25 protein-coding genes and 4 pseudogenes are annotated in these 23243 nt (G+C 69.3%); 15 read left to right on the top strand and 14 right to left on the bottom strand.

The window, feature by feature from the left end; genetic code table 11:
* Nucleotides 1–262: 262 nt before the first annotated feature.
* Entirely contained in the window at nt 263–685 is a 423-nt protein-coding gene (locus RM609_RS04565) for a hypothetical protein (protein ID WP_311608095.1), read from the bottom strand.
* Between the two features lie 175 nt (nt 686–860).
* Here RM609_RS04565 and RM609_RS04570 point away from each other — a divergent pair, with 175 nt between their 5' ends.
* The 4 genes from RM609_RS04570 (at nt 861) to RM609_RS04585 (ending at nt 3121) form a co-directional block, all read left to right on the top strand.
* On the top strand, nt 861–1427 hold the full coding sequence (locus RM609_RS04570; protein ID WP_311608096.1) for a TetR/AcrR family transcriptional regulator: 567 nt from the start codon (nt 861–863) through the stop codon (nt 1425–1427).
* A gap of 197 nt (nt 1428–1624) precedes the next feature.
* Nucleotides 1625–2374: a hypothetical protein gene (locus tag RM609_RS04575; protein WP_311608097.1), complete on the top strand. Its 750-nt coding sequence runs from the start codon at nt 1625–1627 to the stop codon at nt 2372–2374.
* A 100-nt stretch (nt 2375–2474) separates the two neighbouring features.
* Nucleotides 2475–2807, top strand: coding sequence for an AMP-binding protein (locus tag RM609_RS04580; RefSeq protein ID WP_311608099.1), 333 nt, complete (start codon nt 2475–2477; stop codon nt 2805–2807).
* Nucleotides 2807–3121, top strand: coding sequence for an endo alpha-1,4 polygalactosaminidase (locus RM609_RS04585; RefSeq protein ID WP_311608100.1), 315 nt, complete (start codon nt 2807–2809; stop codon nt 3119–3121). Before RM609_RS04580 ends, RM609_RS04585 begins: the two co-directional genes overlap by 1 nt.
* Here the strand turns inward: RM609_RS04585 and RM609_RS04590 are convergent.
* On the bottom strand, nt 3106–3543 hold the full coding sequence (locus RM609_RS04590; protein ID WP_311608102.1) for a tautomerase family protein: 438 nt from the start codon (nt 3541–3543) through the stop codon (nt 3106–3108). The two genes, RM609_RS04585 and RM609_RS04590, sit on opposite strands and share 16 nt — an antisense overlap.
* Before the next feature lie 166 nt (nt 3544–3709).
* On the bottom strand, nt 3710–3940 hold the full coding sequence (locus tag RM609_RS04595; RefSeq protein ID WP_311608104.1) for a hypothetical protein: 231 nt from the start codon (nt 3938–3940) through the stop codon (nt 3710–3712).
* 364 nt (nt 3941–4304) lie between these two features.
* On the opposite strand from RM609_RS04595, the gene RM609_RS04600 reads away from it, so the two are divergent.
* A complete protein-coding gene (locus RM609_RS04600; RefSeq protein WP_311608105.1) occupies nt 4305–4991 on the top strand; it encodes an SMI1/KNR4 family protein in 687 nt (228 codons plus the stop codon).
* 237 nt (nt 4992–5228) lie between these two features.
* Here the strand turns inward: RM609_RS04600 and RM609_RS04605 are convergent, their stop codons facing one another.
* Complete coding sequence (locus RM609_RS04605) at nt 5229–5573, bottom strand: hypothetical protein (RefSeq protein WP_311608107.1); 345 nt, start codon at nt 5571–5573, stop codon at nt 5229–5231.
* A gap of 89 nt (nt 5574–5662) precedes the next feature.
* Between RM609_RS04605 and RM609_RS04610 the strand changes: the two are divergent.
* Nucleotides 5663–5892: pseudogene (locus RM609_RS04610) on the top strand (transposase); the annotation flags it as partial.
* An 89-nt stretch (nt 5893–5981) separates the two neighbouring features.
* Here the strand turns inward: RM609_RS04610 and RM609_RS04615 are convergent.
* A complete protein-coding gene (locus RM609_RS04615; RefSeq protein WP_311608506.1) occupies nt 5982–6788 on the bottom strand; it encodes a serine protease in 807 nt (268 codons plus the stop codon).
* A gap of 203 nt (nt 6789–6991) precedes the next feature.
* Here RM609_RS04615 and RM609_RS04620 point away from each other — a divergent pair, with 203 nt between their 5' ends.
* Nucleotides 6992–7444 (top strand): hypothetical protein, encoded by a 453-nt coding sequence (locus tag RM609_RS04620; RefSeq protein ID WP_311608109.1) that lies wholly within the window; start codon nt 6992–6994, stop codon nt 7442–7444.
* Here the strand turns inward: RM609_RS04620 and RM609_RS04625 are convergent.
* Nucleotides 7441–8340, bottom strand: coding sequence for a helix-turn-helix domain-containing protein (locus RM609_RS04625; protein ID WP_311608111.1), 900 nt, complete (start codon nt 8338–8340; stop codon nt 7441–7443). The genes RM609_RS04620 and RM609_RS04625 overlap by 4 nt on opposite strands.
* Before the next feature lie 463 nt (nt 8341–8803).
* Here RM609_RS04625 and RM609_RS04630 point away from each other — a divergent pair, with 463 nt between their 5' ends.
* On the top strand, nt 8804–9214 hold the full coding sequence (locus tag RM609_RS04630) for a hypothetical protein (RefSeq protein WP_311608113.1): 411 nt from the start codon (nt 8804–8806) through the stop codon (nt 9212–9214).
* A gap of 118 nt (nt 9215–9332) precedes the next feature.
* On the opposite strand, the gene RM609_RS04635 is transcribed toward RM609_RS04630, so the two are convergent.
* Nucleotides 9333–9566, bottom strand: a complete 234-nt coding sequence (locus tag RM609_RS04635) for a hypothetical protein (protein ID WP_311608114.1) — start codon at nt 9564–9566, stop codon at nt 9333–9335.
* A gap of 91 nt (nt 9567–9657) precedes the next feature.
* Between RM609_RS04635 and RM609_RS04640 the strand changes: the two genes are divergently transcribed.
* From RM609_RS04640 to RM609_RS04665, 6 genes and pseudogenes are all read left to right on the top strand, one after another.
* Complete coding sequence (locus RM609_RS04640; RefSeq protein ID WP_311608115.1) at nt 9658–9924, top strand: hypothetical protein; 267 nt, start codon at nt 9658–9660, stop codon at nt 9922–9924.
* Between the two features lie 1079 nt (nt 9925–11003).
* Nucleotides 11004–11153, top strand: a complete 150-nt coding sequence (locus RM609_RS04645; protein WP_311608116.1) for a hypothetical protein — start codon at nt 11004–11006, stop codon at nt 11151–11153.
* Nucleotides 11154–11556: 403 nt separating this feature from the next.
* A complete protein-coding gene (locus tag RM609_RS04650; protein WP_311608118.1) occupies nt 11557–12027 on the top strand; it encodes an NUDIX hydrolase in 471 nt (156 codons plus the stop codon).
* Nucleotides 12024–14042 carry an ABC transporter ATP-binding protein gene (locus tag RM609_RS04655; protein WP_311608120.1) on the top strand — a complete coding sequence of 673 codons (2019 nt, stop codon included), beginning with the start codon at nt 12024–12026 and terminating at the stop codon, nt 14040–14042. Before RM609_RS04650 ends, RM609_RS04655 begins: the two co-directional genes overlap by 4 nt.
* Nucleotides 14039–15331: an MFS transporter gene (locus tag RM609_RS04660; RefSeq protein ID WP_311608121.1), complete on the top strand. Its 1293-nt coding sequence runs from the start codon at nt 14039–14041 to the stop codon at nt 15329–15331. Before RM609_RS04655 ends, RM609_RS04660 begins: the two co-directional genes overlap by 4 nt.
* 455 nt (nt 15332–15786) lie before the next feature.
* A pseudogene (locus RM609_RS04665) lies at nt 15787–16257 on the top strand (SAM-dependent methyltransferase); the annotation flags it as partial.
* Nucleotides 16258–16604: 347 nt separating this feature from the next.
* Here RM609_RS04665 and RM609_RS34600 read toward each other — a convergent pair.
* The 5 genes and pseudogenes from RM609_RS34600 to RM609_RS04690 form a co-directional block, all read right to left on the bottom strand.
* Nucleotides 16605–17110: pseudogene (locus RM609_RS34600) on the bottom strand (hypothetical protein).
* Between the two features lie 442 nt (nt 17111–17552).
* The gene (locus RM609_RS04675) at nt 17553–18275 is read right to left on the bottom strand and encodes a toxin-antitoxin system YwqK family antitoxin (RefSeq protein WP_311608124.1); all 723 of its coding nucleotides are present in this window, start codon (nt 18273–18275) and stop codon (nt 17553–17555) included.
* A gap of 108 nt (nt 18276–18383) precedes the next feature.
* Entirely contained in the window at nt 18384–18986 is a 603-nt protein-coding gene (locus RM609_RS04680) for a phosphotransferase (RefSeq protein WP_311608508.1), read from the bottom strand.
* A 692-nt stretch (nt 18987–19678) separates the two neighbouring features.
* Complete coding sequence (locus tag RM609_RS04685) at nt 19679–20200, bottom strand: hypothetical protein (RefSeq protein ID WP_311608125.1); 522 nt, start codon at nt 20198–20200, stop codon at nt 19679–19681.
* A 118-nt stretch (nt 20201–20318) separates the two neighbouring features.
* A complete protein-coding gene (locus tag RM609_RS04690; RefSeq protein ID WP_311608126.1) occupies nt 20319–20807 on the bottom strand; it encodes a helix-turn-helix domain-containing protein in 489 nt (162 codons plus the stop codon).
* Between the two features lie 218 nt (nt 20808–21025).
* Here RM609_RS04690 and RM609_RS04695 point away from each other — a divergent pair, with 218 nt between their 5' ends.
* On the top strand, nt 21026–21808 hold the full coding sequence (locus tag RM609_RS04695; RefSeq protein WP_311608128.1) for an AfsR/SARP family transcriptional regulator: 783 nt from the start codon (nt 21026–21028) through the stop codon (nt 21806–21808).
* Between the two features lie 138 nt (nt 21809–21946).
* On the opposite strand, the pseudogene RM609_RS04700 reads toward RM609_RS04695, so the two are convergent.
* Nucleotides 21947–22417: pseudogene (locus RM609_RS04700) on the bottom strand (DedA family protein); the annotation flags it as partial.
* Nucleotides 22417–23145 (bottom strand): class I SAM-dependent methyltransferase, encoded by a 729-nt coding sequence (locus tag RM609_RS04705; protein WP_311608129.1) that lies wholly within the window; start codon nt 23143–23145, stop codon nt 22417–22419. The pseudogene RM609_RS04700 and the gene RM609_RS04705, both read right to left, overlap by 1 nt.
* Between the last annotated feature and the right edge of the window lie 98 nt (nt 23146–23243).

Below are 23243 nucleotides of genomic sequence, written 5' to 3' on the forward strand. Positions count from 1 at the left end.
CCGCTCCGGGACTGCGTCAGCGACGTCCAAGCCCCGGTCAAGGAGTTCGCTCTGATCGAGGACGCCGGTGGACGAGGGAGGCGAGGCCGCCGATGACGATCAGTCCGGGCTGGATCAGGAGCAGCATGACGAGCAGAGCGAGCGTGGACAACGAGAAGTCCCCTTCGGGACGGGCATTCGCCAGATTCCAGGGACTTGCCGGTCGTCGGCCCCTGCGCGCACCAGTCCGGCCGTGGCCGTGGCTGGTGCGCTGCCGGTCACGTCACCAGCGGTCGATGCCCATGGTCCGTGCCGCGTCGTGAACGGCCACGTAGTGATAGGGCGTCATACCCGACCTCTTGATCGGGGCGTTCTTGTCCTTGGCCCGGAACTCGTCACGCGAACAGGCGAGCAGGTTGGTGCCATAGCCGGCCGGCACGTCGCCCGTGCCGTGTATGGGGTGCGACTTCGCGGCAGTGTCGCTGCCGGCCTTGGCGAGGATGCTTCGGGCCTGATTGTACGCGGCGGCCTTGATCCTGGTCGGGTTCGCCAGAGTGCTGGTATCCGTCGCGACGGAGCGCACCCTGCAATGCACGGTGGCGGCCTGGTCGCTCCGGTCGCCGGTCGCGCCGGCGGTCGGTGAGGCAGTGGCGAGGGTCGCGGCCGCTGCTGCCACGGCCAGTCCGGTGCGCATGGCCAACTTCATGACTGGAGGTCCTTTCCGGTCGATCGAGGGGGCACGAGTTCCTGACGATCGCGCGTTGGTCCCGTCACGGGGACGCCCGAGAGGAACTCCCGCATCTCTGAGGCAAGTTGATGCCAGTTACTGCCATCGAAGCTACACCTGATGTCATTCACTGTCATCACGTAGAATTCCAGACATGGGGAGATGGGAGCCGAACGCGCGCGGGCGCCTGGCCAATGCCGCGCTGGAGCTCTACCACGAGCACGGCTTCGAGCAGACCACCGTGATGGAGATCGCCAAACGGGCCGGCCTGACGGAGCGGACCTTCTTCCGGCACTACGCCGACAAGCGCGAAGTGCTGTTCGCCGGCGCCCCCGCGATGAGAGAACTGTTCGTGGCGGCGGTCACCGACGCGCCGCCGTCCGCGCCACCGGTCGACGCGCTGGCGGCGGGGCTCGACGCGGTCTGCGAAATGTTCGTCGGCCGCCGGGAGTACGCGCGGAAGCGACAAGCCGTGATCATGGCGAACGCGGAACTCCACGAGCGGGAGCTGGTCAAGCTCGCCACGCTGTCGGCCGCGGTCGCCGAGGCCCTGCGTCGGCGCGGCGTCACGGAGCCGACCGCGAGCCTTACCGCCGAAGCGGGGATCGCCGTCTTCAAGATCGGCTTCGAACGCTGGGTCGCGGAAGCAGAGGAACGCGAGATGACGCAAGTGATGCGGGAAACGCTGGACCAGCTCAAAAATCTCACCACAAGTGACTAGATTCCGCCCCTGGGACACCGACGGCCCGGGCGCCCCGGCCGCCGAGAACCGACGGGCGGACCGGACCCCGCGGAGCAGGTGGATCCGTCAGGGACGGAGCCGCGTTCGCGAGATGTGCTCGCTTCATTGCCCGGTGGCTCACGAACCGGCACGCTGAGGACACACCGCCGCTTGCCATGTCGAGGGAGCCGATCCCGGTGGACCCGTATGTCCGGACGGCCGGTCTCGACGAAGCCGATCTCGCCCTGATCAACGATGCCCTGTCCCTCGTCCGGTCGGCCGACGTACGTGCGGTCGTACGGGACTTGCTGCCCCGGGTCACGAAGGAGGAACAGGAATCCGTGGCCACGCGCTGCGACGTGGCCCACGCCGCCGCGCTGGTCTTTCCGCCGTCGCTAGACGGGCTGATAGCGAGGCTTCGGGCCGACGGCTTCACGGTGGGCGAAGTCGTCCCCAGCGTGGTGGTACGGGAACGGCTGAGCCGGCGATACGGCATGCCGGCCGTCGCCTTGGAGGTCACGATCCTGCACGTACGGGTGCCTGCCGGCGGTCAAGGCCCATGTGAGATCGAGCTCTTCGTCCTGGAGGCGCCGCCGGGCACGGAGCTGCGCGGGATAGCCGTCAGGGAACGGAAGGAACGCAACGAGTCCCATCTCGCACTGGAGGTGAGGGCGGCGCCCGACGACGTAATCATGGCGCGGTTGCACACGCTCCTGACCGGTCACGGCGGACTGGCCGCTGACGGCGGCGGGTACAACTCACAGGAGGCCTGCACCGTGTTGTACTTCCTCAGCACCGCAATCGACGGCCGTGACGTGCGCTCCACGAGCGGCCGGGGGCATCCTGGGCGTCTGGAGCTACGGGCCCTCGGCCACCATCCCGCGATCCTGGCCGCTCATCGGGGCGACGGCCGGACGAATCGGCGAAACGCCGACCGGAGCCGATGACTGGGACCCACCGCCCGACGGCAATCCGCCCAACGCCCTGCGACGGGGCTGACGAGCAGTACCGGCAGAGGGCAGGATCCCCACATGGCGGTCACGGTCCATGACTATCTCGTCGCCCCCTCGTGCCCCACCACGGGGGGGACGCGTCCGTACGACACTGCCGGAGGTCTTCGCCGCGGCCGTCGCCGCGCGCGGTGACGCTCCGGCCGTCGTGGGCCACGGCACACCCCGGTCCTGGGCGCGGGGGCAGTCCGAATCGCGAGCCCTGACCGCGGGTTTGCAGGCCCGTGGCATCGGGGTGGGCGACGTCGTCGCCGTTCACCCGCTGAACGGCTGGGAATTCCTGGTCGCCCACACCGCGGTGGCCGAGGCCGGTGCGGTGCTGCTGCCGCTCCATCTCGCCTACGGCGAGGCGGGACCTGCTGACGACTGATGCGCCGGGCATCGGCCCGCGCACTCGTCCTGCCCGCCGGATACCGGCAGGTGGACGGTAGGGAACTGGGCGAGCGGCTGCTGCCCCAGCACGCCCTCATCAGTTTCGACTTCGCCGTCGTCGAAGAATGCGGCCGCTACAAGGAGTGCCCCGAATTCAGCCGCGCCTACAACGCCCGGGTCTTCGACATCGAGTACGAAAAGAAGGACTTCACCGCTGCCTGCCAGGCATGGGGAAAGGAGCTGTCCATCACCCTCCATGACCGGGAGGTCAGCCCCGCCGGTAAGCGCGGCTACGTCTACGAGTCCTGCTGAGAACCCGCTCCTGCCGCGGAAGCGCGGGGTGCGCCGCCTCCGGCCATGTACTGAGCCGCCCCATGTCCAAACGACCAGTCGGCCGAGGTGTTCTCGGCCAGGGTGATCAGTACGTTCCGGGGCTCGGTCCCCGCGTACTCGTGGGCGAGCTCGGCGATGCGCCGGTACAGCGCTTGCTTCCGCGCCGCCGTGCGTCCGGAGCGCAGCGTGATCGCGACGTACACGATTCCGTCGTCGCGGTCGGCGCCGAGGTAATGGCCGTAGCGCAGGACGCTGGTGGTGCCGTCGTGCCCGGTCAGGATCTGGAACAGGTCCTCCGGCGGGATGCCCAGCGTCTCCTGGAGGGCTTGGTGCACGGCGCGGCCGAGTGCGTCGAGGCGGGGACGGTCGGCGCCTATCGCGTCGATGCGAACGAAGGGCATGTCGGCTGTCTCCTCCGGATCGGTGAGGGAATGTCGGATCGGCGGCGGCAGGGCGGGGGCCCCGTTGCGATCACTGCGCAGTGTACATACCAGTAGGTACAGGAGCGCGCCCGCACCCGCTTCTCCCGGGCAGCCCGCTGATCCCGACGGGCAGCGGCTCCCGGACTCAGGCGGACAGCGCGGCGGCCGCCGCCGACAGGTCATCGTTGTGGCCGGTGACGTCCCGCTCGGTCAACAGGCGCAACCGGTCCGCCTGCACGCCGAGGTCGTCCAGAGGGGCGTCCACATTGCCCCGTGCCCGTGTGGCGCGCCACAGCGCCACCCGGAAGCCGACGCCGCGCGGCAGCTCGCCGAACAGCTCCGGCAGCCAAACGCGCAGCAGGCCGTGAGTCCACACGTTGTCGCCCCCGGCGCCGGTCCGCCACGCGGTCCCGAGGACGGGCCCGAGGCCGTTGTCCTGGATGCCGACGGCGAAGATGTCGGCGGCCGATTAGGACAGCTCATCGGGATCAGGACCTTCGAGCCCGTATAGCGCGGCAGTCCGGTGGTGATCGCTTCGGGGTCGGTGAGCGGGAATCCCTGCGAGTAAGTACACCTCGCCGGTCTCCACCGCGGCGCGGATCGAGCTCGCCCGGCGGCACCTCGCTGGTTCGAGTGGTCAGGTTCGTTCCCGGTCCGGGAACGGAGGAGTCGCCCACGCCGTGACGGCGGCGTTGAGGAAGAGCCCGGTCGGTGTCAGTGGCAGCACGTACGGTCTGTGCATGGTTGATCAATGGGCAGGGATCCGCGAACGCGTCGCGGCGTTGAGCGTTCAGTCGGCCGGTAATGAAGTGTTCGGGGCGCTCGGGCACGGCTGGGTCCTGGAGGAGCCGCTCGCTGAGGATGGTCTCGCTGAGCTGGAAGAGCAGATAGGCGTGAGGCTGCCGGAGGAGTACCGCACCTTCCTTCTCCACGTAGCCGCCGGCGGCGCCGGCCCCGCTTACGGCCTGTTTCCCGTGCGGCGTACGCAAGGCCGGTGGCGATGGGAAGGCGACGGCGTCGACCTGGCCGATCTCTCCCTGCTCGCCGAGCCATTCCCTGAACAGGGCCCGGACCCCAAAGCCCTCGAAGAACTCCTCGCCCAGCGCCCGGAGGAAGAGGACTTCGACGAGATCGAGGACTTCGACGACGCCGTCGAAGCCTGGGATGAGCAGTGGGACGCCGTCATGTTCGCGCCCGAACGCACCGCCGGCGCCATCGTGATCTGCCACCTCGGCTGCGCCCTGCGAGAGTGGCTGATCATCAGCGGCAGCCACCGAGGGACGGTCTGGGCCGACAGCCGGGTGGATGACGTCGACCTCAAGCCGCTCCTTGACGATGATGGCAAGCCGGTCACCTTCGCCCGCTGGTACACCGACTGGCTGGAGCGGGCCGAACGCACGGTAATGGCGACATCGCCGGACGTGTAACGCAGTCCCCGGCCCCACAGTGCTGCACGGGGCCCCGCCCTGAGCGCGCTCCTTGGCCACTGAGTGCCGGACCTGGACATGTGAGCGCCTGGCACCGATGGGCCGGAAGGCGACTCCGTTGGCAGTGCGCCACCTGCCAAGCCCCGGCCCGTCACGCTCGGCGAATGACCCTGCCCGGTATCAGGCCGTTCCGTCCGAGTGCTGCTGGCGATCACCCGAGCACCCGGCTCGGCACGCTCAGGCCGGCCAGCTCAAACGCCCAGTGACACGGGCGCGGGCGTGTAGCTGCTTGGCCCATGCGTGCAAGGGCTCGGCCAGCTCTGCGTTGTCGCCGCGGGCGACGGTCTGGAGGAGCTCGGCGGCGATCGTGGCCTCGCCCGTCCAAGTGGCCGGTGTGCCGAGTTCGGGGAAGGCGGTGCGGACGCGGCGGGCGAGGTCGGGCTGGTGGAGGCCGTAGGCGTAGAGGGTGGCCTGGTCGTAGCCGTAGGGGGCGCGGCCCCAGCTTTCCCTGCCCTCACCGGGGGGAGAGGGCGGCGGCCACGACGGCCCGATGCCCTCCAGATCGGTGAGGTCGTCGAGCACGACCAGCCACGAGTGGGAGGTGACCGCCAGCTGTCTGGCTCTCCTTCTCGGCCGAGAAGCGGGGGCCTTTTGGCGTCGTCCGGTAGTAGGTGGTCGAGTATCTCGGTGACCCGGAGGCGGTGCTGATCGTGGACGACACCGGCTTCCTGAAGAAAGGCAGTGCCTCGGCCGGGGTACAGCGGCAGTAGTCCGGCGCCGCAGGCCAGACGGAGAACTGCCAGGTCGGGAGGTTTCTCGCCTATGCCGCCCATCGTGGCGGGACATCGACCGGCGCCAGTGTCTACCCGCTGCCTGGACCGACGACCGCGACAGCTGCCGCCTCTTGAGGATCTCGGGAGTGCGAGATCCTCAAGAGGGAGGGATCTTACGTCGGCCCGCTGACACCCCGGCGCCGACTGCCGGAGGTGCTCACCGCGACGGCTGAGGCGCAGCGGTGATAGCCGTCGCCTCGTGCTGTGGAAGGCCGGTGATCTGCCGGATCCAGTCGACCAGGCCGGACACGCGGGCGAAGTAGTCCTCGTGTCCTTCTGTATCGCACTCGGACGTGCCGACGCTTCCGCTGGTGAGTCCGACGAGTTCAAGTCGGCCGTGGTTCTTGTGCATCAGAGGGCCGCCGGAGTCTCCATAGCAGGTGGCCTTGTGGTTCCGTATCAGGGTGCAGACATGAATGCCGCGATTGATACCGGGGCTTCGGTAGCAGTGGGTGCCCTCCCGCTGCGTGATCTGTTGCAGCGTCTCGGGGAGGGTTTTTCCCTGTTCGTTCGTGAGGCCCCATCCGGTGGTGATCAGGCGTCCGGGGTAGCGCACCAGCCGGTTGCTCGGCAGGGCGATGGGCCGGATGGCCCGGGTGAGGGTGACGGGCTGTTCGAGTCGCAACAGCGCCGCGTCGTACTGAATGGGGTCCGACTCGCGGAAGTCGGGGTGGCGGATGGTCTGGGCGACGCCGATGCTGCCCGAGGTGCTGGTCTTGCGAGTGATGGTGCCCAGCTGGACGCGGATGGTGGTCTTCTTTCCGATGCAGTGCCCGGCGGTGATCACCCATTGTCGGTCCAGCAAGGATCCCGCGCACGCCCCTCTGAACCGTCCGTCGGGCCCGACGAGTTGGACCTGGGCCATCCACGGGTAAGCGGCGGCATCCGTCACCGGGGAGCCCCCGATGATCGGGTTGGGCGCCGTGGCGGCCGCCGACGCGGTCGACACCGTGCCGGACATCATTGCCAACACCGCTCCGAGCAGGGCGAGAACCTCTGTCCACCGCCCGTGCGCGGTGCCCGGCCACAATCGGTTCAACTGTTACCCCCGGTTGGTCGACGAGCTGTGAGGTGATCTTCCCCCACGTCAACGGTGATCCTTCCCCCACGGCAGGGGCGTCGAACAAAAATCGCGCAATCGACCAGCGGGCGTGACACCATGCGCCGATGCCCTTCCCGCACCCCGACGGCGTCTACGCGATCGCCACCATGTACTCCGTGCCCGATGACGCCTGGCACCTGGAACTGGACCGCGTCGCCGAGCAGCGAAACCTCCTGACCGCGATCGTGCCCGCCGAGGACCCGGCCCGGGAACCCATCGTGTGTTTCAACCCCCACGCGCGGCACTTGGACGTCCCGAACGAGGTCATGCGCTGGTTCATGGACCAGGTCGAGGAGGAGATCCGCGCGTCCCGCGACTGGATGCGGCTGCGGCCCGAGCTCGTCGAGGTCATATACCGGCTCCGCCAGGAGTACCTGGGCGTCATTGATGACGACTCCTTCTCCCACGTCCTGGCGAAGGCGCGCGCCACAGTTCCCGAGGCGGACCTTCCCGCCGTTCTCAAGGCCGCCTTCGGTCGGAGGCCGCACGGTACGACCGTCCAAGGGGATAGAACCTAGAGATAGCCGCCTCGCTCGCCAGGACACGACTCGGCAGGAGTCGGGTCCTGGCTGGGGAAGAAGCCCGCTGGGTCGCGGTCTTCCGCTGGCGCAAGGAACTCGGCTTCTGGCCAAGAGTGCCCTTCCGGCTGGAACAGCCATACGTGCAGGAGCGCGCCCGAGGTGTCTCGCAGTTCACTGACAAGTTCAGTAAGTGTGCCCGCACCACGCACAGAGTGACGGACCGGCATCCCCTCGACTGCTGGTGTGGCATAGGGGGCGACGCCCTCTTCGTAAATTCCTCTGAGAAACGGATCTGCTTGGCAGAGTTCAGCCATCGAGACGAGTGTGCGGTTTTCCCTGTGCAGGGAAAGGGCTACGCGTAGACCCCCGACCAGGAAGGGCGCCCACCGATCCTCCCAGTTGACGAGCGTTTCACTCCTCGCTTCCTCATTGAAGAGCATCCATTGCGGAGTGTTGTGCGGCATTTGCCCACGCGGGAAAAATTGGGCCATATTCCAATTGTAGGCCAGGACATTATAGGCCACATCCGTGATGCATGCCATGAGAGGCAAGGCGTCGAGAACCTGTTTCCAGCTTCCCGCCACCGAAGGCAACTGAAGCATCTCGGGCGGTTGCTCGCTTCGCGCGAAGGCGTAGAATATCTTCCATTCGCGCGCCGTCAATCCCAGAATTTTGGCGACTTCCCTCAGGTATTCATGTGATGGGTTAACCAAAACCCCACGCTCCAGCTTCCCATACGTTCCGGCGGTCCGCATGAGAAGTTTATCCATGTGCTCCTGGGAAATCCCGGGCGTTTTCCTTCCTCTCGGATCTCTCCGCTTGAACCCCAGACTCTCCGGGTTGATCATTTCCCGCCGGGAGATCAGGAGTCGGCGCAGGGCCTCGGCATCCATCGAACCAGCACCCTTCTTCTAGTGGCCGGACTTTTTCAGGTTCAGGAATTACCCGAAAAAGCCTAACCCTGGAAAACCGTCGAAGGACAGACCAGGATCGGGCATCGAAGCCACTCCTCGAGCACAGAAGTGGCGCACAGCAGACGTTGTGGCAGGCGCGGGGGACCTGCCCTAGCGCCGCACAGAGACCCTCCGACCCTCCCGAACGGCTCACGTACGACTGCCCAGATTCGGTCACGCCTGCCCCGAACGCTCTGGCCACCCAGAGTCCGTCGGCTTGAAACCGGAGCTGCGGGAACGGAAGAAGCAGCACCACAACTCAAAGACATCGCGGAAGGAAACCTCCAAGACATTCCGGCTCCTCGGCGACCCCCTTGAGCCGCCGCACTCGAAACGATCGAGCCGGATCATCGCACGGAATCGACGAACACCTACCGCGCCAAAAACTGGATGGGAGATCCCGATGCTGAAGAACTCCAGGTTCCTTTCGGGAATCAGTGGACTGGCACTGGCGGCCGCAAGCCTGATGGGGAGCGCCTCCGTCGCCAGCGCCGCCGACGCAAGTCCACAGAAGTCAGAACAGATCAAGTCCTGCTTCGACCATTCGCACACCTACTACAAGGAAACCGGCGAGTACCTCTCCGGAATGGGCACGACCACAAGCAATTGCGCGAACATAAACATCAAGCCCAAGACCACCCGCGACGTGATGGTCTGCTTCTACCCGAAGAACAGGGATCCTTTTTGCCAGGATCACTACACGACCGCTAAAGCGAATGAGTGGACTTCGATCGCCTTCGATGTCCTGGATGGCAGTGACTTCAGATTTCTGTTCAACTCCTCCGCTCAATCCGATGGATGGTGGGCCGCGTGATGCCCACCCGCTGCGCGTCTGACAGCCAGAGAGCCTGAAGTCCAGTCGCCGGCAGGAAAAGCGAATGCGGCCCGCGCGATCCGCGCGGGCCCTTTCTCTTGCCTTCACCGCCGGCGCTTCACGAGGCGCCGGGCCGACGCCGGCCGCGCGCCGCGACGGCCAGGAGCCGACCGGGTTCGCCGCCGTGTTCGAGAGCCTGATGTCCGGCCGCGCCCAGAACCTCCCGGCCGCTGACGGCGACGTCCTGGACCAGTGGCCGGGCCATCGCGACCACCGTCTCCCCGAACCTGCCCGCACCCGTCCAGGCGGGGACTGTGCCGCGCCGCGCGGCCATCACCCACCGCTTCCGCACGCGCGCTTACGATTCCGCTCCCCGTGGGCATTCGATCGGACGGATACGCAATACCCGTGACCAGCCTGCTCGGTGCCGCGTTTACCCGAGCATGGGCACCCTCCACCGCCGGGCCGTCACCGGCGTCGTCCTCGCCGCAGTCCTTGGCGCGCCGCTCGCCTTCGCCGCCCCCGCTGCCGCGCTCCCCACCCCGCACTTTCGGTGCCCGAACGGCACTGTCCTCGGTGAGGCGAACCGCGGCACATGGACCGCGCACGCCTGCCACGACCGGCACGGCCACGAGGTCGCCCCGATCCCCATCAGCGCCGAGGAGTACAAGGCCGCGATCGCGGCCGGCAACCGCAACGTCTTCATCTGACCCGTCCCGCGCCGAGGACGCCCCGCCCGGATTGGATCACTGGGAGCGCGTGGCCCTGGGCCCGGAGCCCTTCCCTGAGCATCCCGCCAGGACGCCCCTGGAAGGGTGGTCTAGCCGCAGGAATGGGGGCTGCGGTCAGCTACACACGCTGTAGAGCATGGGCTCTTACACGTCCTCGGTATTGAACACGAAGATTGCGCCCGAGGTGGGGACACGGATCGCGCACGGGCCATCATCAGTCAGTGGCTCGTAGCTCTCCCACGGGCATCCGGCTTCGCTCAGCGCCCGTAGGACCTCGCTGTACGTGGGACGACCGGGAAACGTCTCTGCCCGGCCCGGCTCCCGCGACGGCCATTCCATCGTGGGTCAGTCCGTCTGGACGACGACCGAATAGATCAACTGGCAGTGGGCTTGACAGGTGCCGAGCTCCAGGCAGCCGTACGCATACAGGTATGGCAGCCGTCGGGTCCGGTCGAGGAGCCCCGCGCCCAGGGAGGGCCCAACACCTCGGTGACTTCCTTGAGGTGGGCGCCTACGCGCGCCGCGCCAATGCGGCCGGTCTGGGCGAAGGGCATAAGAATGTCCAGAACATGCACACGGTGCAGACTTTCATGACGATATCCGCCTGGTCCAATTGCAGTGATGACACGGCGCCGAACCGTCGGAGGCTCTGGGCGCGCACCGGCAGCTCATCCCGGGCCGCGTCGCCGGCCGCGGTCGGCAAGTCCTCGATGTCCTCGTCGCCGAGCCGAGTGCCCAGGATGGTGTGCCAGGCCTGGAGGGTACCCCCCCACCGTGCTCGCCAGCGGGCTCCTCTACCTGGGCTCGGATTACGGCGGCCGCTGCGTCACCTACGGCGAGCGCTGCTCGCAGGTGCCCGACGAATGGACGTACGCGACCCGACCGTCGCCGTGTCGGCCGGCTGCGGGCCCCTGGCCGCCGGCGCGCCGGGACACCGGCGATGGATACGTAGACCTTCCCGCGCCCCGCGACCGGCACCGGAATCCCGAACAGAAAATCAGCTGTCTTCCCCGGCCTGTGGTTCGCGAGGAACTCGTAGAAGCCGCGAGCCTCACCCAATGAGCCCGGAGAAGTCGAAGCTCAGGACTGGCAGGTCCGTTTCGGGCAGGGCCGCACTGGCCCCGATGGACCTTGGCACGGCCGTCGCCTTCGAGCTGCTCTCCAGCAGACTCCACCACCTCATCGCCGCCCGCGAAGCCCAGCCCTGACCACCCCCTTGCTCGTCTGCAAACCCCGGCCGTCGGCCCGGCCGGAGATACCGCAGAACCGGCTACCGCTTGATCGTTTCCGGCCGCAACGCAAGCTCTCGATCGGGTGACGGGACACGACAGGGTGAATCGCACAGCGACCCACAGGCGCCCATCCCAGCAACGCCGGGCCCGTTGACCCGTCATCGAATTTCCGCACGACAAAGCGCCCTCGGAAGGCCGTGACCACACCCGTCCGAGGGCCGTTTTCCCGATCACTCGTCCGACCCGCTCGTCAACGAGGAGGCGAAGTGCATCACCACCAGAACCGGTCCACAAATGCCACGGGGGTGCGGTTGCGAATCGAACATGACCAGACAGGACCCGCCTGCCGCCACGCCGGGACGGCCCCGGGGAGGCGAGCGTGAGGAAGTCGCCCCGCTACCGGCTCGTGGTCGACGTGATGGTGCTCATGGTCCGCGATGACGGACGGGTCCTGCTGCTCCGCCGGGCCGGGAACGTCTACGCCTCCGGGCTGCTCTGCCCGCCCAGCGGCCACCTGGAACACGGCGAACCAATCACCGCCGGCGCCCTGCGCGAGGTCGCCGAGGAGGTCGGGGTCACGATCGCGCCCCGGGATCTGGAGTTCTGTCACGCCATCCACCACCGCAGCCCCGAAGGCGAGGGCCGCATGGGGATGGTGTTCACCGCGCAGCGGTGGACGGGCGAGCCGACCAACCGAGAACCGGAGAAGTGCTCCGGCCTGGTGTGGGCGGACCCCGCACGACCACCCGCGGACTGCGTGCCCTACACCGCCGCCGTCCTGACGCGCTTCTGCGCCGGGGACCTGCTGTCCGAGCACGGCTGGCACACCACGGCAGGAGGCACGGCATGAAGCTGAGGACGACAACAGCTCCCGCCGAGCCGGCAGGCTCGGAGTCGGAGGAACTGCTGTTCGGCGGCCCCCTTCTCTACAACGCCCGGTGGGCCGACCACGACAAGGCGTTCTTCGAGATGTCGCTGTGGACCATGGCGGTGCAGATGCCCCGCCTGGTCGCCTTCACCGTCCGCCTGGCCTGGCGCGCAGACCGCCGCTCCCTGTGGACCGTCGGCACCGGAGAACTCGCCCGCGGGGTCAGCCAGGCCATCAGCCTCATCGCCGTCAACGCCGTCCTGGCCACCGTCCTCGCAGCCGGCACCATCGGCCACCGCGTCCAGGCCGCGATCCCCGCCATGATCGGCGTCGCGATCACCGGAATCCTCGGCGCCCTCGCCACCGCCGCCTCCACCACCGGCACCGGCCGCCTGGAGCCCAAGGTCGAACGCGTCGCCACCGAGATGTACCTCGCCCACGTCGCCCGAGTCGAACTCGCCGCCATCGAGGACGCCGACTTCAACCGGCTCATGGACTCCGCCCAGTACGGAGCCGGAGCGGCCCGCCGCATGGTCAACGTCTGCACCGGCGTCGTCGGCAGCCTCGTGAGCTTCGTCGCCGCCGCCGGCGTCCTCACCATCCTGCACCCCGCCCTGCTGCCCCTGCTGATCCTCATGACGGTGCCGCGCTCGTGGGCCTCCCTGCGCAACGCCCGGGCCCGCTACGCCAGCTACCTCAAGTGGATGCAGCACTCCCGCGCCGGACGCCTGCTGAGCCAGACCCTCACGCGCACCGGCCCAGCGCCGGAAATCCGCGTCCACGACGTCGGCCCGTTCCTGCTGCACCACTTCCGCGGCATGTCCGAGGCATCCGAAGCCGAACAGTCCCGCCTCTCCGCCGACCGCGCCCGCATCCGCCTGATCGCCTCCGCGATGACCGGCATCGCCGCCGCCCTCACCTACGCCGCCCTCGGCGGGCTGCTCGCCACCGGCGTGATGTCCCTGTCCGTCGCCGGCACCGCCGTCCTGGCCATCCGCAGCGGCGGACAGAGCCTGACCACCCTCGTCCTCCAGGTCAACAACCTCTACGAAGAGGCCTGCTACGTCCAGGACCTCGAACGGCTCTTCGCCGAGGCGACGAAATACGCCATCCCGACCGGCGGCACCCCCGTACCGGACGACCTGTCGCTGATCCGCTTCGAGAACGTCACCTTCCACTACCCCGAAGACGCCGACGACCCGAAGGAAGCGGATCCCAGGGAGCGGCGGCCGGCACTGAGCGAGGTCACCCTCGACATCCCCATCGGCAAGATCGTCGCCCTGGTCGGGGAGAACGGCTCCGGGAAGACGACCGTGTCCAAACTGCTGGCGGGCCTGTACCAGCCGGATGACGGCAGCATCCAGTGGGACGGCGTCGACGCCCGCGCCCTGGACCGCAAGCAATTGTGGTCCAGGATCGGCATGGTCAGCCAGGACTTCCACCGCTGGCCCTTCACCTGCCGCATGAACATCGCCATCGGACGTCCCGGACGTCCCATCGGCCAGCCGGCTGTGGAAGAAGCCGCCGCATACGCGGGCGCCGACAAGGTCGTAGAGGACCTGCCGCGGGGCTGGGACACACTGCTGTCCAAGGGCTACAAGGGCGGGCACCAGATCTCCGGCGGGCAATGGCAGCGCCTGGGGATCGCACGAGCACGCTACCGCGATGCGCAGATCCTGATCGTCGACGAGCCGACCTCGGCGCTCGACGCGAAGGCGGAGCTGGAGGTCTTCGAGCAGATCCGCAAACTCGCCGACGGCGGACAGACCGTCATCCTGATCACCCACCGCCTCGCCTCCGTCCGCCACGCCGACCTCATCCACGTCCTCGATCAAGGCGAACTGGCCGAGTCCGGCACCTTCGAGGAGCTCCTGCACAAGCCGGCCGCCGGCGTCTTCCGCGAGCTGTACGAAATGCAGCGCGCCCAGTTCCAGGACACCGCGCTGCCAGGCCAGCGCCAGCCGGCCGACGCTGCGGAAAGGAGCGATGCCCGGTGAGCAACGCCCCGGCGGAGAAGAGCCTGTGGCGGCACCCGGATTTCGTGCGCTACTGGTCGGCGTGCGCGGTCGACATCGCGGGCAGCGGCGTCACGGCGGTGGCGCTCCCGCTGATCGCCGTCGTCTCCCTGCACGCCACCGTGTGGCAGGTGTCGCTGCTGTCGTTCGCCGAGCGGCTGCCGCCGCTGCTCGTGGCCCTTCCCGCCGGGGCCCTTGCCGACCGGCACCGCAAACGGCCCCTGATGATTGGCGCGGTACTCGCGTGCGGCACCGCATTCGCCGCCGTCCCGATCGCCGACGCCGCCGACTGCCTGACGCTTGAGCTGCTGTACGCGGTGGCGCTGGTGACCTCGGCCGCCAGCCTCATCGGATCCACACCACGCATCAGCTACCTGCCCTCCCTACTCCCTCGCGAGCAGCTGCTGGAGGCGAACGCGAAGGTCGGCGCCGTCGCCTCCCTCGCCGACAGTGCCGGAGCCCAGCTCGGCGGAGCGATCGTCGCCGCCCTCGGAGCCGCCCGCGCCGTCTATGCCGACGTCGCCTCCTACCTGGCCTGCGCGCTCCTCCTCGGCAGCATCCGCACCCCCGAACCGGCACCCGACCCGTCCACGCGGAAGGGCTCGTTGCGCGCCGAGATCGTGGAGGGAGTCCGGTACGTGGTACGCCATCCGACGATCAGGCCGCTGCTGCTGACCGGCACCGCCTTCACCGCGGTCTTCGCCTTCCTCACCACCTTGTGGACCGTATACCTGCTGCGCGAACTCCACTACGCCGCCACCACCTTGGGCACCCTGCTCAGCGTGGCCGCCCTCGGCGGAGTCGTCGGCGCCCTCGCCGTCCGCCGACTCGTCGAGCGGTACGGACCCATCCGCGTCATGCTCACTGCCCTCGCCATCATCCCGTTCACCGAATTACCCCTGCTGCTCGCCACCCCAGGCCTCACCGGCCAGGCCACCATCGCCGCGGGCATGTTCGTCCAGCTGGCGTGCTCCACCGTGCAGGGCTCCACCCAGCGCAGCATCCGCCAAACCGTGTGCGCCCCCGGTATGCAGGGACGCATGCTCGCCACCGGCCAGTGGATCACCTACGGCACCCGCCCCCTCGCCGCCCTCCTCGCCGGGGCCACCGGCACCTGGCTCGGACTGTGGAACACCCTCGCCCTCGGCACCGCCGCCCTGACCCTCCCCTTCCTGGTGCTCCACACCTCCTCGACCCGCACCCTGCACCACGCTCCCGCCACCCCGACGTCCACCCCCGGACCACCGCACGCTGAAGGAGAACCGGCTTGATAATCGAAGATCCAGACGCCGCCTCCAGCGGACGAGCGCCTGCTCAGCGCGACGGCGACTTCCTCGCGCACCGCCGTACCTGTTGTGTACGCCGGGGTGGTACGTTCCGCACCCGACGCGTCGGTGCAGGAAGTCCGTTTCCCTTGCGCAGTACGACGCTCCCGTCGGGAAAATCACGCGCCTGCCGCGCGACAGTCAGTGCCACGCGTCGCATCTTCCGCGACGGATTGCTCTCCTGGCCTGTGGCGAAATCGTGTGCACCACCTCGGCCAGGCTCAATCGGATCCCCCGGCCGGATCTCCGCACGCCGACGTCGTGCCGGTGCGACGAACGGTGTGCGGAGAGGATTATTTCGCGTCCTGTGGCAGTCAGCCTTGACAGATTGTCGCCGAAGTTTGACCGTCTTCTAGGCTGGCGCAGTGACTGATGAGCAGGAGCGGGTGCTGCCGTCGGGAGTGTGGGCCACGGCGGTGGGGGTGGCCAGGGTGCGGGCGCTGGAGACCGAGCGTGGGAACGCGCTGTTCCGTGACCCACTGGCACAGGCCTTCGCCACCGCCGGCGGCCTGTGGCCCTCCTCGCCGCCGCCCGATGACGAGGCCGCGCGACGCCGTCGACTGGCCGTGTCGTTCTCCATCGTCATCAGGACGAAGTTCCTCGACGACCTCTTGCGGCAGGCCTCCGCGTCCGGGGTCCGGCAGGTCGTGCTGCTCGGCGCCGGCATGGACAGCCGGGCCTTCCGGATGGACTGGCCCGAGGGCACCCGGCTGTTCGAGGTCGACACCGCCGCGCCACTGGACTTCAAGGCTTCGGTGCTGCGCCAGGAGCGGGCGGTCGCACGCTGCGAGCGGATTCCCGTCGCGGTGAATCTGCTGGAGGACCGGCCAGGCGCCCTGGCCGCCGCTGGGCACGACCCGGCCGTGCCCACCGTGTTGAGCGTTTACCCACTGTTCACGCAGCGAGCGTCAGCGCCCGAGCCCCCAACGGGAGAGGGAGTGCGGTCACCTGTCCGTCGTCGAGCATGAGCTCGGCGGTGTTCGTTGCCGGGTCCACGACCACCGACACTGTGCCGTGGCCCGGACGTGAGTGAGAGCCGTCGAAGTGCAGCTCGGCCAAGCGGACCCGGGCGGGAAAGCCCTTTCCGTACTCGAACCGCACGCCCCTCTTGCCGACGAACACCCTGACACCCCAGGTGATCAGCTTCTCGCGGCGCTCCACCGGGGACACCGAGTCCCCCACGGGGCTGGGCTTGCGAGGGTCAGTGCCCCAGCGCCGCCTAGGCCGCCACGATGACGAGGCCGAGCAACAGGTTGACGACCCCCTCCGCGACTGCCATCCGCCGGGACGCGCCCGCCCGGATCGCGCCGAGAGTCGCCCAGACGACCTGCTGGGCCACCGCCACGGCCAGAGCCAGCCAGGCCGTGCCGGACCGGTCCACCCCGAGCAGCGGGCCGATCGCCACCGCCACCGCGGGCAGCACCGCGGCCTCCACGATCGACCACTCGTGTCCCGCGACCCGCCGCGCCTCCCGGTGGTCAAGGGGTCTGCCGATGACCGCTCGCCGGCGACCTGCGCGTACACGTGCGCCGCCCAGAACACCACGCCCGTGACCAGCAGCAGCACGATCAGCTGAAGCCGCGGGAAACCACCGACGCTACCGGCCGTGGCCACCACGGACGCCGCGAGCAACGAGCCGTACACCGCGCCCGTGTAGTCCGTCCGAGCGGAAGGGCGCCGCTCCTCGTGCGAGGGTTGCCCGCTCGGGGCCGAAGAACTGCTCACCGACCCACCATGATGGACCGAATCGCAATGTGCCGGTCAGCGGCGCCGGGCGTACAGGTGACCCCGGGCCGGCATGGCATACAAAGGGTTCGCTCGACGACGGACGCGGCACGCCGTCACCAGTCGATGTGCGCTTCCATCCAGTCGGCCAGCCGTCCTCGTCGTACGCGGAGGGCAATTCGGGGCCGCAGGAGAGGGGGTGGGGATCTCTGCAGGTGGGTGAGGTATCCGTAGGGGCCGTTGTCGGCTGCCGGGGCGAGGGTCGGGGTGATTTTGTCGGGTCATGTGAGGGTCTGGCCCAGGTTGTGTGACGTGGTCACGGAGCGTCAGGCCAGAAGGACTCGGAGACGGCCAACTGGCCCGCGCCCCGGCAGATGGGAGATACACCGCCGGCCTGCCCCTCCTGGTGGGGCGCGAGCGCTTCGGTGCTCCTGTTTCAGGATCAGGCCCGGCGAGTCACATGATCCATGATCACCTCGCCCGCGGCATTCCAGCGCTTTCTCGTCATCTCCCGGCCGTTCTCGTCGAGAACGACCAACTCCGACAGCCGGCCGTTGGCGTGCCAGTACCGCCACTCACCTACCGCGGCACCCATGGCGGTCACGCCCTCGGCCCGCTTGGTCCCGTCCGGCCACCACTCCTGCTGCCGCCCGTGCTCGATGCCCAAGAAGTAGGTGCCGAGCAGCAAGGTGTGCCCGTTGTCCACGAGTTCCTCGACTTCGCCGGTGAAGAGTTCCCCTTCGTAGCAGGTGCGCCCGTACTCGTCCAAGTAGGTCTGATCGCATTTGATGCGTACCGCCCGCACTGAGGTCGACGTCGCCCTGAGCGGTTTCACCGGCGGCTCGGCACCACCGCGAGCCTCGGTGGCCCTGGGCCCTGACTCGCGCGCGGCGGCGCGCTGCTGGCGGGCTTCGATCTTGCGCGTGAGCTCTGCGTGCCAGCGCGCGGCGTTGCTCCCGTCCAGTTGTCCGGCGAAGGCGGCACGGGCGGCGTCAACGAGTTCGGGAGGGGCCCCCGGACCATACTTGGCGATCTCCCACAGTGCGTCATCCGTTTCCATGTCGAGCCCGGTGTGGGTCCGCAAACCCTGGCCGCTCAGCACCTCTTCCAGCACAGTGACGAAAATCCTCGTCAACTGGTCGTCGGTCGGCCGATCACGGCGCATGGATCCACCCCTCCCTGGGGCGAACGAACCGCCCCATCCCTGTACGACGCCCGGCGCGATCCGGCGGGTTCCCGCCGCCGGGCAACCGCAGCGCAGCGCCTGATGGGTTCACCAGCCGGTGGTTGGGTCCAGCCATTCGATTGCTTTGCCGACTTGGTATGCCAGGTGCTCTTCAGGCTTGTGGTCGAGGATCGCGCGAGCCAGCGGCTCCAGACCCAGGGTACGCGGCCAGATCCGGGTCCGACGCATCTGCTCCCGGTCGGCGCCGGCCCGCCTCGGGTCCCACTGCTGCGCGAACAGCCATGCCGTGTCGAGCGCGGGGTCGAAGATCGGGGCCCGGTCCCAGCCCAGCACACTGACCAGCCCCCTCCGCCCGTCCCACAGGAGGTTGTCGGCGTCGAGCCTGCCGTGCACCAGGCAGGGCTCCGGCACGAGCAGGCGCGCCACGCGAACCGCGGCGGTCCCGGGCAACAGCAGCACGTCGTGCGAGGGGCGACGCCGGACACGCGCCCCGTGCCACCGCGCAGGGTGACGCGCGCTGGACGTTGGCGGGGTTTGGAGAGCGTCTGAAACTGGTCGGTCGGGCCACCCGGGCGGCTGACAGTCGGCGGCCGTGTCGCAATCGTGGTCGTGGCTCGGCGAGTTGCTGTTCCCGTCGCTGCCCCAGGTGGAGGTCCTCGGTGTCGAAGCGTCCGATGCGGTGGTGCGGATCGCGGCGCGCGTGGCTGCTCCGGGCGCGTCCTGCCCGACTGCGGGGCGTGGTCAGAGCGGGTCCAGAGCTCCTACCTGTGCTATCCGTCGGACCTGCCCAGCTGCGGGCGGCCGGTGACCGTTGTCTTGCGGGTGCGCCGCTTCGTTTGCCCGGCCGCCGAGTGCCGGCGGCGGACGTTCGTCGAACAGGCCGACGGCCTGACGCGCCGCCACCGGCAGGTCACCGAGCGGCAGCGTTCATCGGTCGCCGGACTGGGTCTGGCACTGGCCGGGCGAGCCGGTGCTCGGATGGCCGCGCTGCTGGGCATCCGGGACAGCCGGAGCACGCTGCTGCGGCGGGTGATGGAGCTGCCCGATCCGCCTGTCGGGGCCCCGGTGGCGGTCGGGGTCGACGACTTCGCGCTGCGCAAGGGCCAGACCTACGGCACGGTGATCACGAACGCGGTCGCCCACGAGATCCTGGTCGCCCGGGACCGCGCCAGCACCGCGCCTGCCTGCGCGTTCCCGAGTCCGGGTCAGAGCCCGAACCCCAGTGGGAGACCCCTGCCCGCCGAGCGGTCCAACCACGCCCTCGCCCACGAGCTCCTGAACGGTGGCATGAGCCAACGGGCCGTCGCGAAGCACCTGGGCTGGAGTCGCAAAGCCGGGAACGCGGGCCCCGCTGAGCCAGGCCCCACTCAGCCGGGTCCCGCTCAGCCGGACGCCGCGGCCAGTCCGAGGGCGGCCTGGAGCCGTCCCAGCATCCCGGGCGCGGGCGGGCGGTCCGCCTCCTTGGTGTGTTCGCGGGTGCGCATCAGGCTGGCCAGCATCTCCGCCACCTGCTCCTCGTGGGTGGAGTAGTTCGCGCGGGCGAGCAGGCGGTGGATGAGTTGTGGGTCCAAGTCGCTCAGGAGCCGATGGAGCTGGCCGTCGTGCTCGGTCACCGAGTGGTGGTTGAAGAGGATGTGGCTGATCTCGTGGAGCACGATGTGCTCTTGGTGCAGGCGGGTGGTGTGCTCCTCGTAGAAGATGTGGTCGTCGGTCGCGGTGGCGAGCCACAGACCGAAAGCACCCGCGCGGACGGCCTGCATCGGCATCGGGTGGAGGTGCAAGGGGCGTCCACGCAGGGCGCGGACATGACGGCAGAGGGCTTCGACGGAGAACGGGCGGGGCGGGCCGACCCGGTCCAGTACGTCCTGACAACATCGGCGCAGATCGACGATGGGCTGAGACATGGCTGCTTCCCGTCCCCCGAGTCCTGGGCAGCGGTGGTAGAGGGCGTGCGCGCGCGGAGGCATCGGTTCTCCCGGCCTGTGGGAGCGAACGCGGTGCGCGGGACGGAGCCGACTGGGCTCACCTGCCGCCCGGCGGTGCCTTCGTCCCGGTGTCGTCGTCATCGATGGGCGAGAGATTCTGGACCTTGCGCGCCTCGTTGACCATGACGATGAGCGCGTCGAGGCTCGCCGGGGAGAGCCCCTCGGCGCGCAGCGCGAGGTTGCGCACCTTGGCGTCGCGCAGCGCGACGGCCAGGGCCAGCTGGGCGTCGATCCGTTCGGCCGCCTCGTCGTTGAGGAAGTACTCCGGGGGCACCCCGAAGAACTCGGCCAGGACGTCCAGTTGTTCCAGGGTGACGTTGCGCTTCTTCCCGGTGGCCAGTTCCCACAGGTACGTGCCGGAGATGGTGCCGCCGGTCTTCTCGGATATCTCCTTGGCGAGCCGGCTGTACCCGGGGCGTCGGCGCTCGTCCGGGTAGATCGTGGCGATCAGCTTGTTGAGCCGCTGGTCGAACTTGCGCACAAGGGGCCGTCCGGGCCGGTCCGGTGCCGTTTCGCTGCCGCCCATGCTCTGTTCTCCGTCTTCGCTGGTGGCCGGCCGACCGCTCCGGCCCGCTGCCGCAGGTGTCCGTTGTCCGGAAAACCATCCACCCATCCGCCACTGTTGACAATCGCGTCTTTGGACAGCGTACGCTCAAGCTCCGCATCATCCGCTGAAGTGGACAGTGAACGTGGAGGCTTCCGGCCGTGCCCAGTGGGCCGCGGGTGGGACGAAGGGGAGTGTTCATGGGCCGCGATATGTCCTTCCGTGTACTCGGGCCACTCGAAGTGGCGGTCGGCGGCAGAAAGGTCCCGATACCCGGCGGCAGGCCGCGCAGCCTGCTCGCCGCTCTCCTGGTGAACGCGGGGGACACTCTCACCCCCGAGGACCTCGTCCACTCGGTGTGGGGCGACTCCCTTCCCCGGCAGCCGCGTCCGGCGCTGCACACGGCGATGACCCGGTTGCGGCAGGGGCTGGACGGCGGTGGCGCGGACCTGTCACGGCTGCTGCACACCTCGGCCGGCGGATACCGCCTCGACGTGCCGCCGGATTCCCTCGACCTCCACCGCTTCCGGCGGTTGACACGGCGGGCGCGCGCCGCCGGCCGCGTCGGGGACCTGGAGAGCGAGCGGACCCTGCTGGCCGACGCCCTGCCGCTGTGGCGCGGACGGCCCCTCGCCGACGTGCGGTCCGAGGAGTTGTACCGCGACGTGGTGCAGGGGCTCACGGAGGAATGGATCAGGGCGCGGGAGCGGTACCACGACGTGTGCCTGGCGCTGGGCCGCCATGACGAGATCGTCGCCGACCTGCGCACGCTCACCGCCAAGTACCCCTTCCACGAACGGCTCTGGCACCAGCTGATGCTCGCCCTCTACCGCTGCGGGCGCCGGGGCGAGGCCCTGGAGGTGTACGCCCAGGTGCGGGGCTTCTTCCGGGACGAGCTCGGCGTCGACCCCGGCGCGGAGCTCCACCGGCTCCACCTCGCCATGCTCCGCACCGACGGCAGCCTCCTGGCGTGCGGCGCCTGACCGCCGCCTCCGCCGGCGCACCACCAGGACGGTGACCGTGCCGAGCAGCAGCACACCGGCGGTCACGCCGAGTGCCCCGGCCCCGCCGAGCCGGGCCGCGAGGCGCCCGTACGACGCCCCGGCCGCGTACCCCGCGCCCGCCTCGGCGCTCGCCCAGAGAGTCGCCGCCACCAGGCTGTACGGGGCGAGCCGCCGGTAGCGCAGCCCGGCCGCGCCGGCCAGGTACGGCGCGAACGTGCGCACCACCGGTACGAACCGGCAGACGAGCAGAGCCGGTCCGCCGCGGCGCCGGATCAGGCCGGTCACCCGTTCCCGGGCCGCGGCCGGCGCCCGGCGCCCCAGCCGGCCGTGCAGCAGCCCGTCCGAGAGCCGCCGCCCCGTGCGCTGGGCCGCCAGGTCGCCGGTCACCACGCCGGCGACGGCCGTCGCGATCACCAGGGGCAGGTGCAGCACCCCCGCTCGGGCCAGCGCGCCCGCGCACACCAGCAGGCTGAGCGTGGGCACGAACGAGCCGAGGAACAGGACCGATTCGAGGAGCACCAGGCCGGCCAGGGTGGCGTACGCCGCCGACGGCGGTACGCCCGTGAGGAGTTCGGTGGGCAGCCGCATCAGACCGCGTCCGCGGGCCGGCCCGGCCGCTCGGGGGTCCGCAGGTGCCACACCCGGGCCGGCGGCAGGTTGCGCCACACCACGCTCTGCCGCCCGCCGTGCTGCCGGGCGAACGCGTCGAGGACGGCGCCCACCTCACGGTGCCGGGCGGACTCGGCGCGACTGCTGAAGGCGGAGCGCAGGGCGTGGGTGCCGAGGTAGGCGAAGAAGGTGAGGTGCCCCCCGGGGACCAGCACGGACAGGTAGCGGTCCAGGATCGAACACACGACGGCCGGGTCGAAGTTGGTGAACGGCAGGCACGAGACGATGACGTCGTAGTCGCGGTCCAGCGGCATCTCGGTGATCGATCCGGGCAGGATCCTGATCCGGTCCGCCGCCGGCGCGAGCACCGGATCGGTACGCAGCGATCCGGACAGGATCTCCACGAAGCGCGGGTTGATCTCGACGGCGTCCAGCCGGTCGGCCGGGCCGGTGAGCGCGGCCAGCGCCCGTGTCACCGGGCCCGTCCCGGCGCCCACCTCCAGCACCGCCGCGGGGCGCCGCACCATCGACGAGGGCCACATGGGGGCGGCCAGCCGGTCGGCGAGGTGCCTGCTGCTGGGCGCGACGGCTCCGGTGGTGCGGAAGGTGCGGGCGGCCTCGCGCAGGAAGAGGGGCCTCGGGACGGCCGGGGCGAAGAGGGTGGAAGGGGCGGCAGGGGGCTGCGGGCTCACGTGCTTCAGATCCATGCCCCCGACGCTAGGGAGCGGCGCGAACCGTGCCATCGGCTGTCGGTCGGCGTGCACACCGTACGAAAGTAGGGGGTCGTGATCGCCCGTTGACGGAT

The organism is Streptomyces hesseae, from assembly GCF_031845785.1.
GTDB lineage: Bacteria > Actinomycetota > Actinomycetes > Streptomycetales > Streptomycetaceae > Streptomyces > Streptomyces hesseae.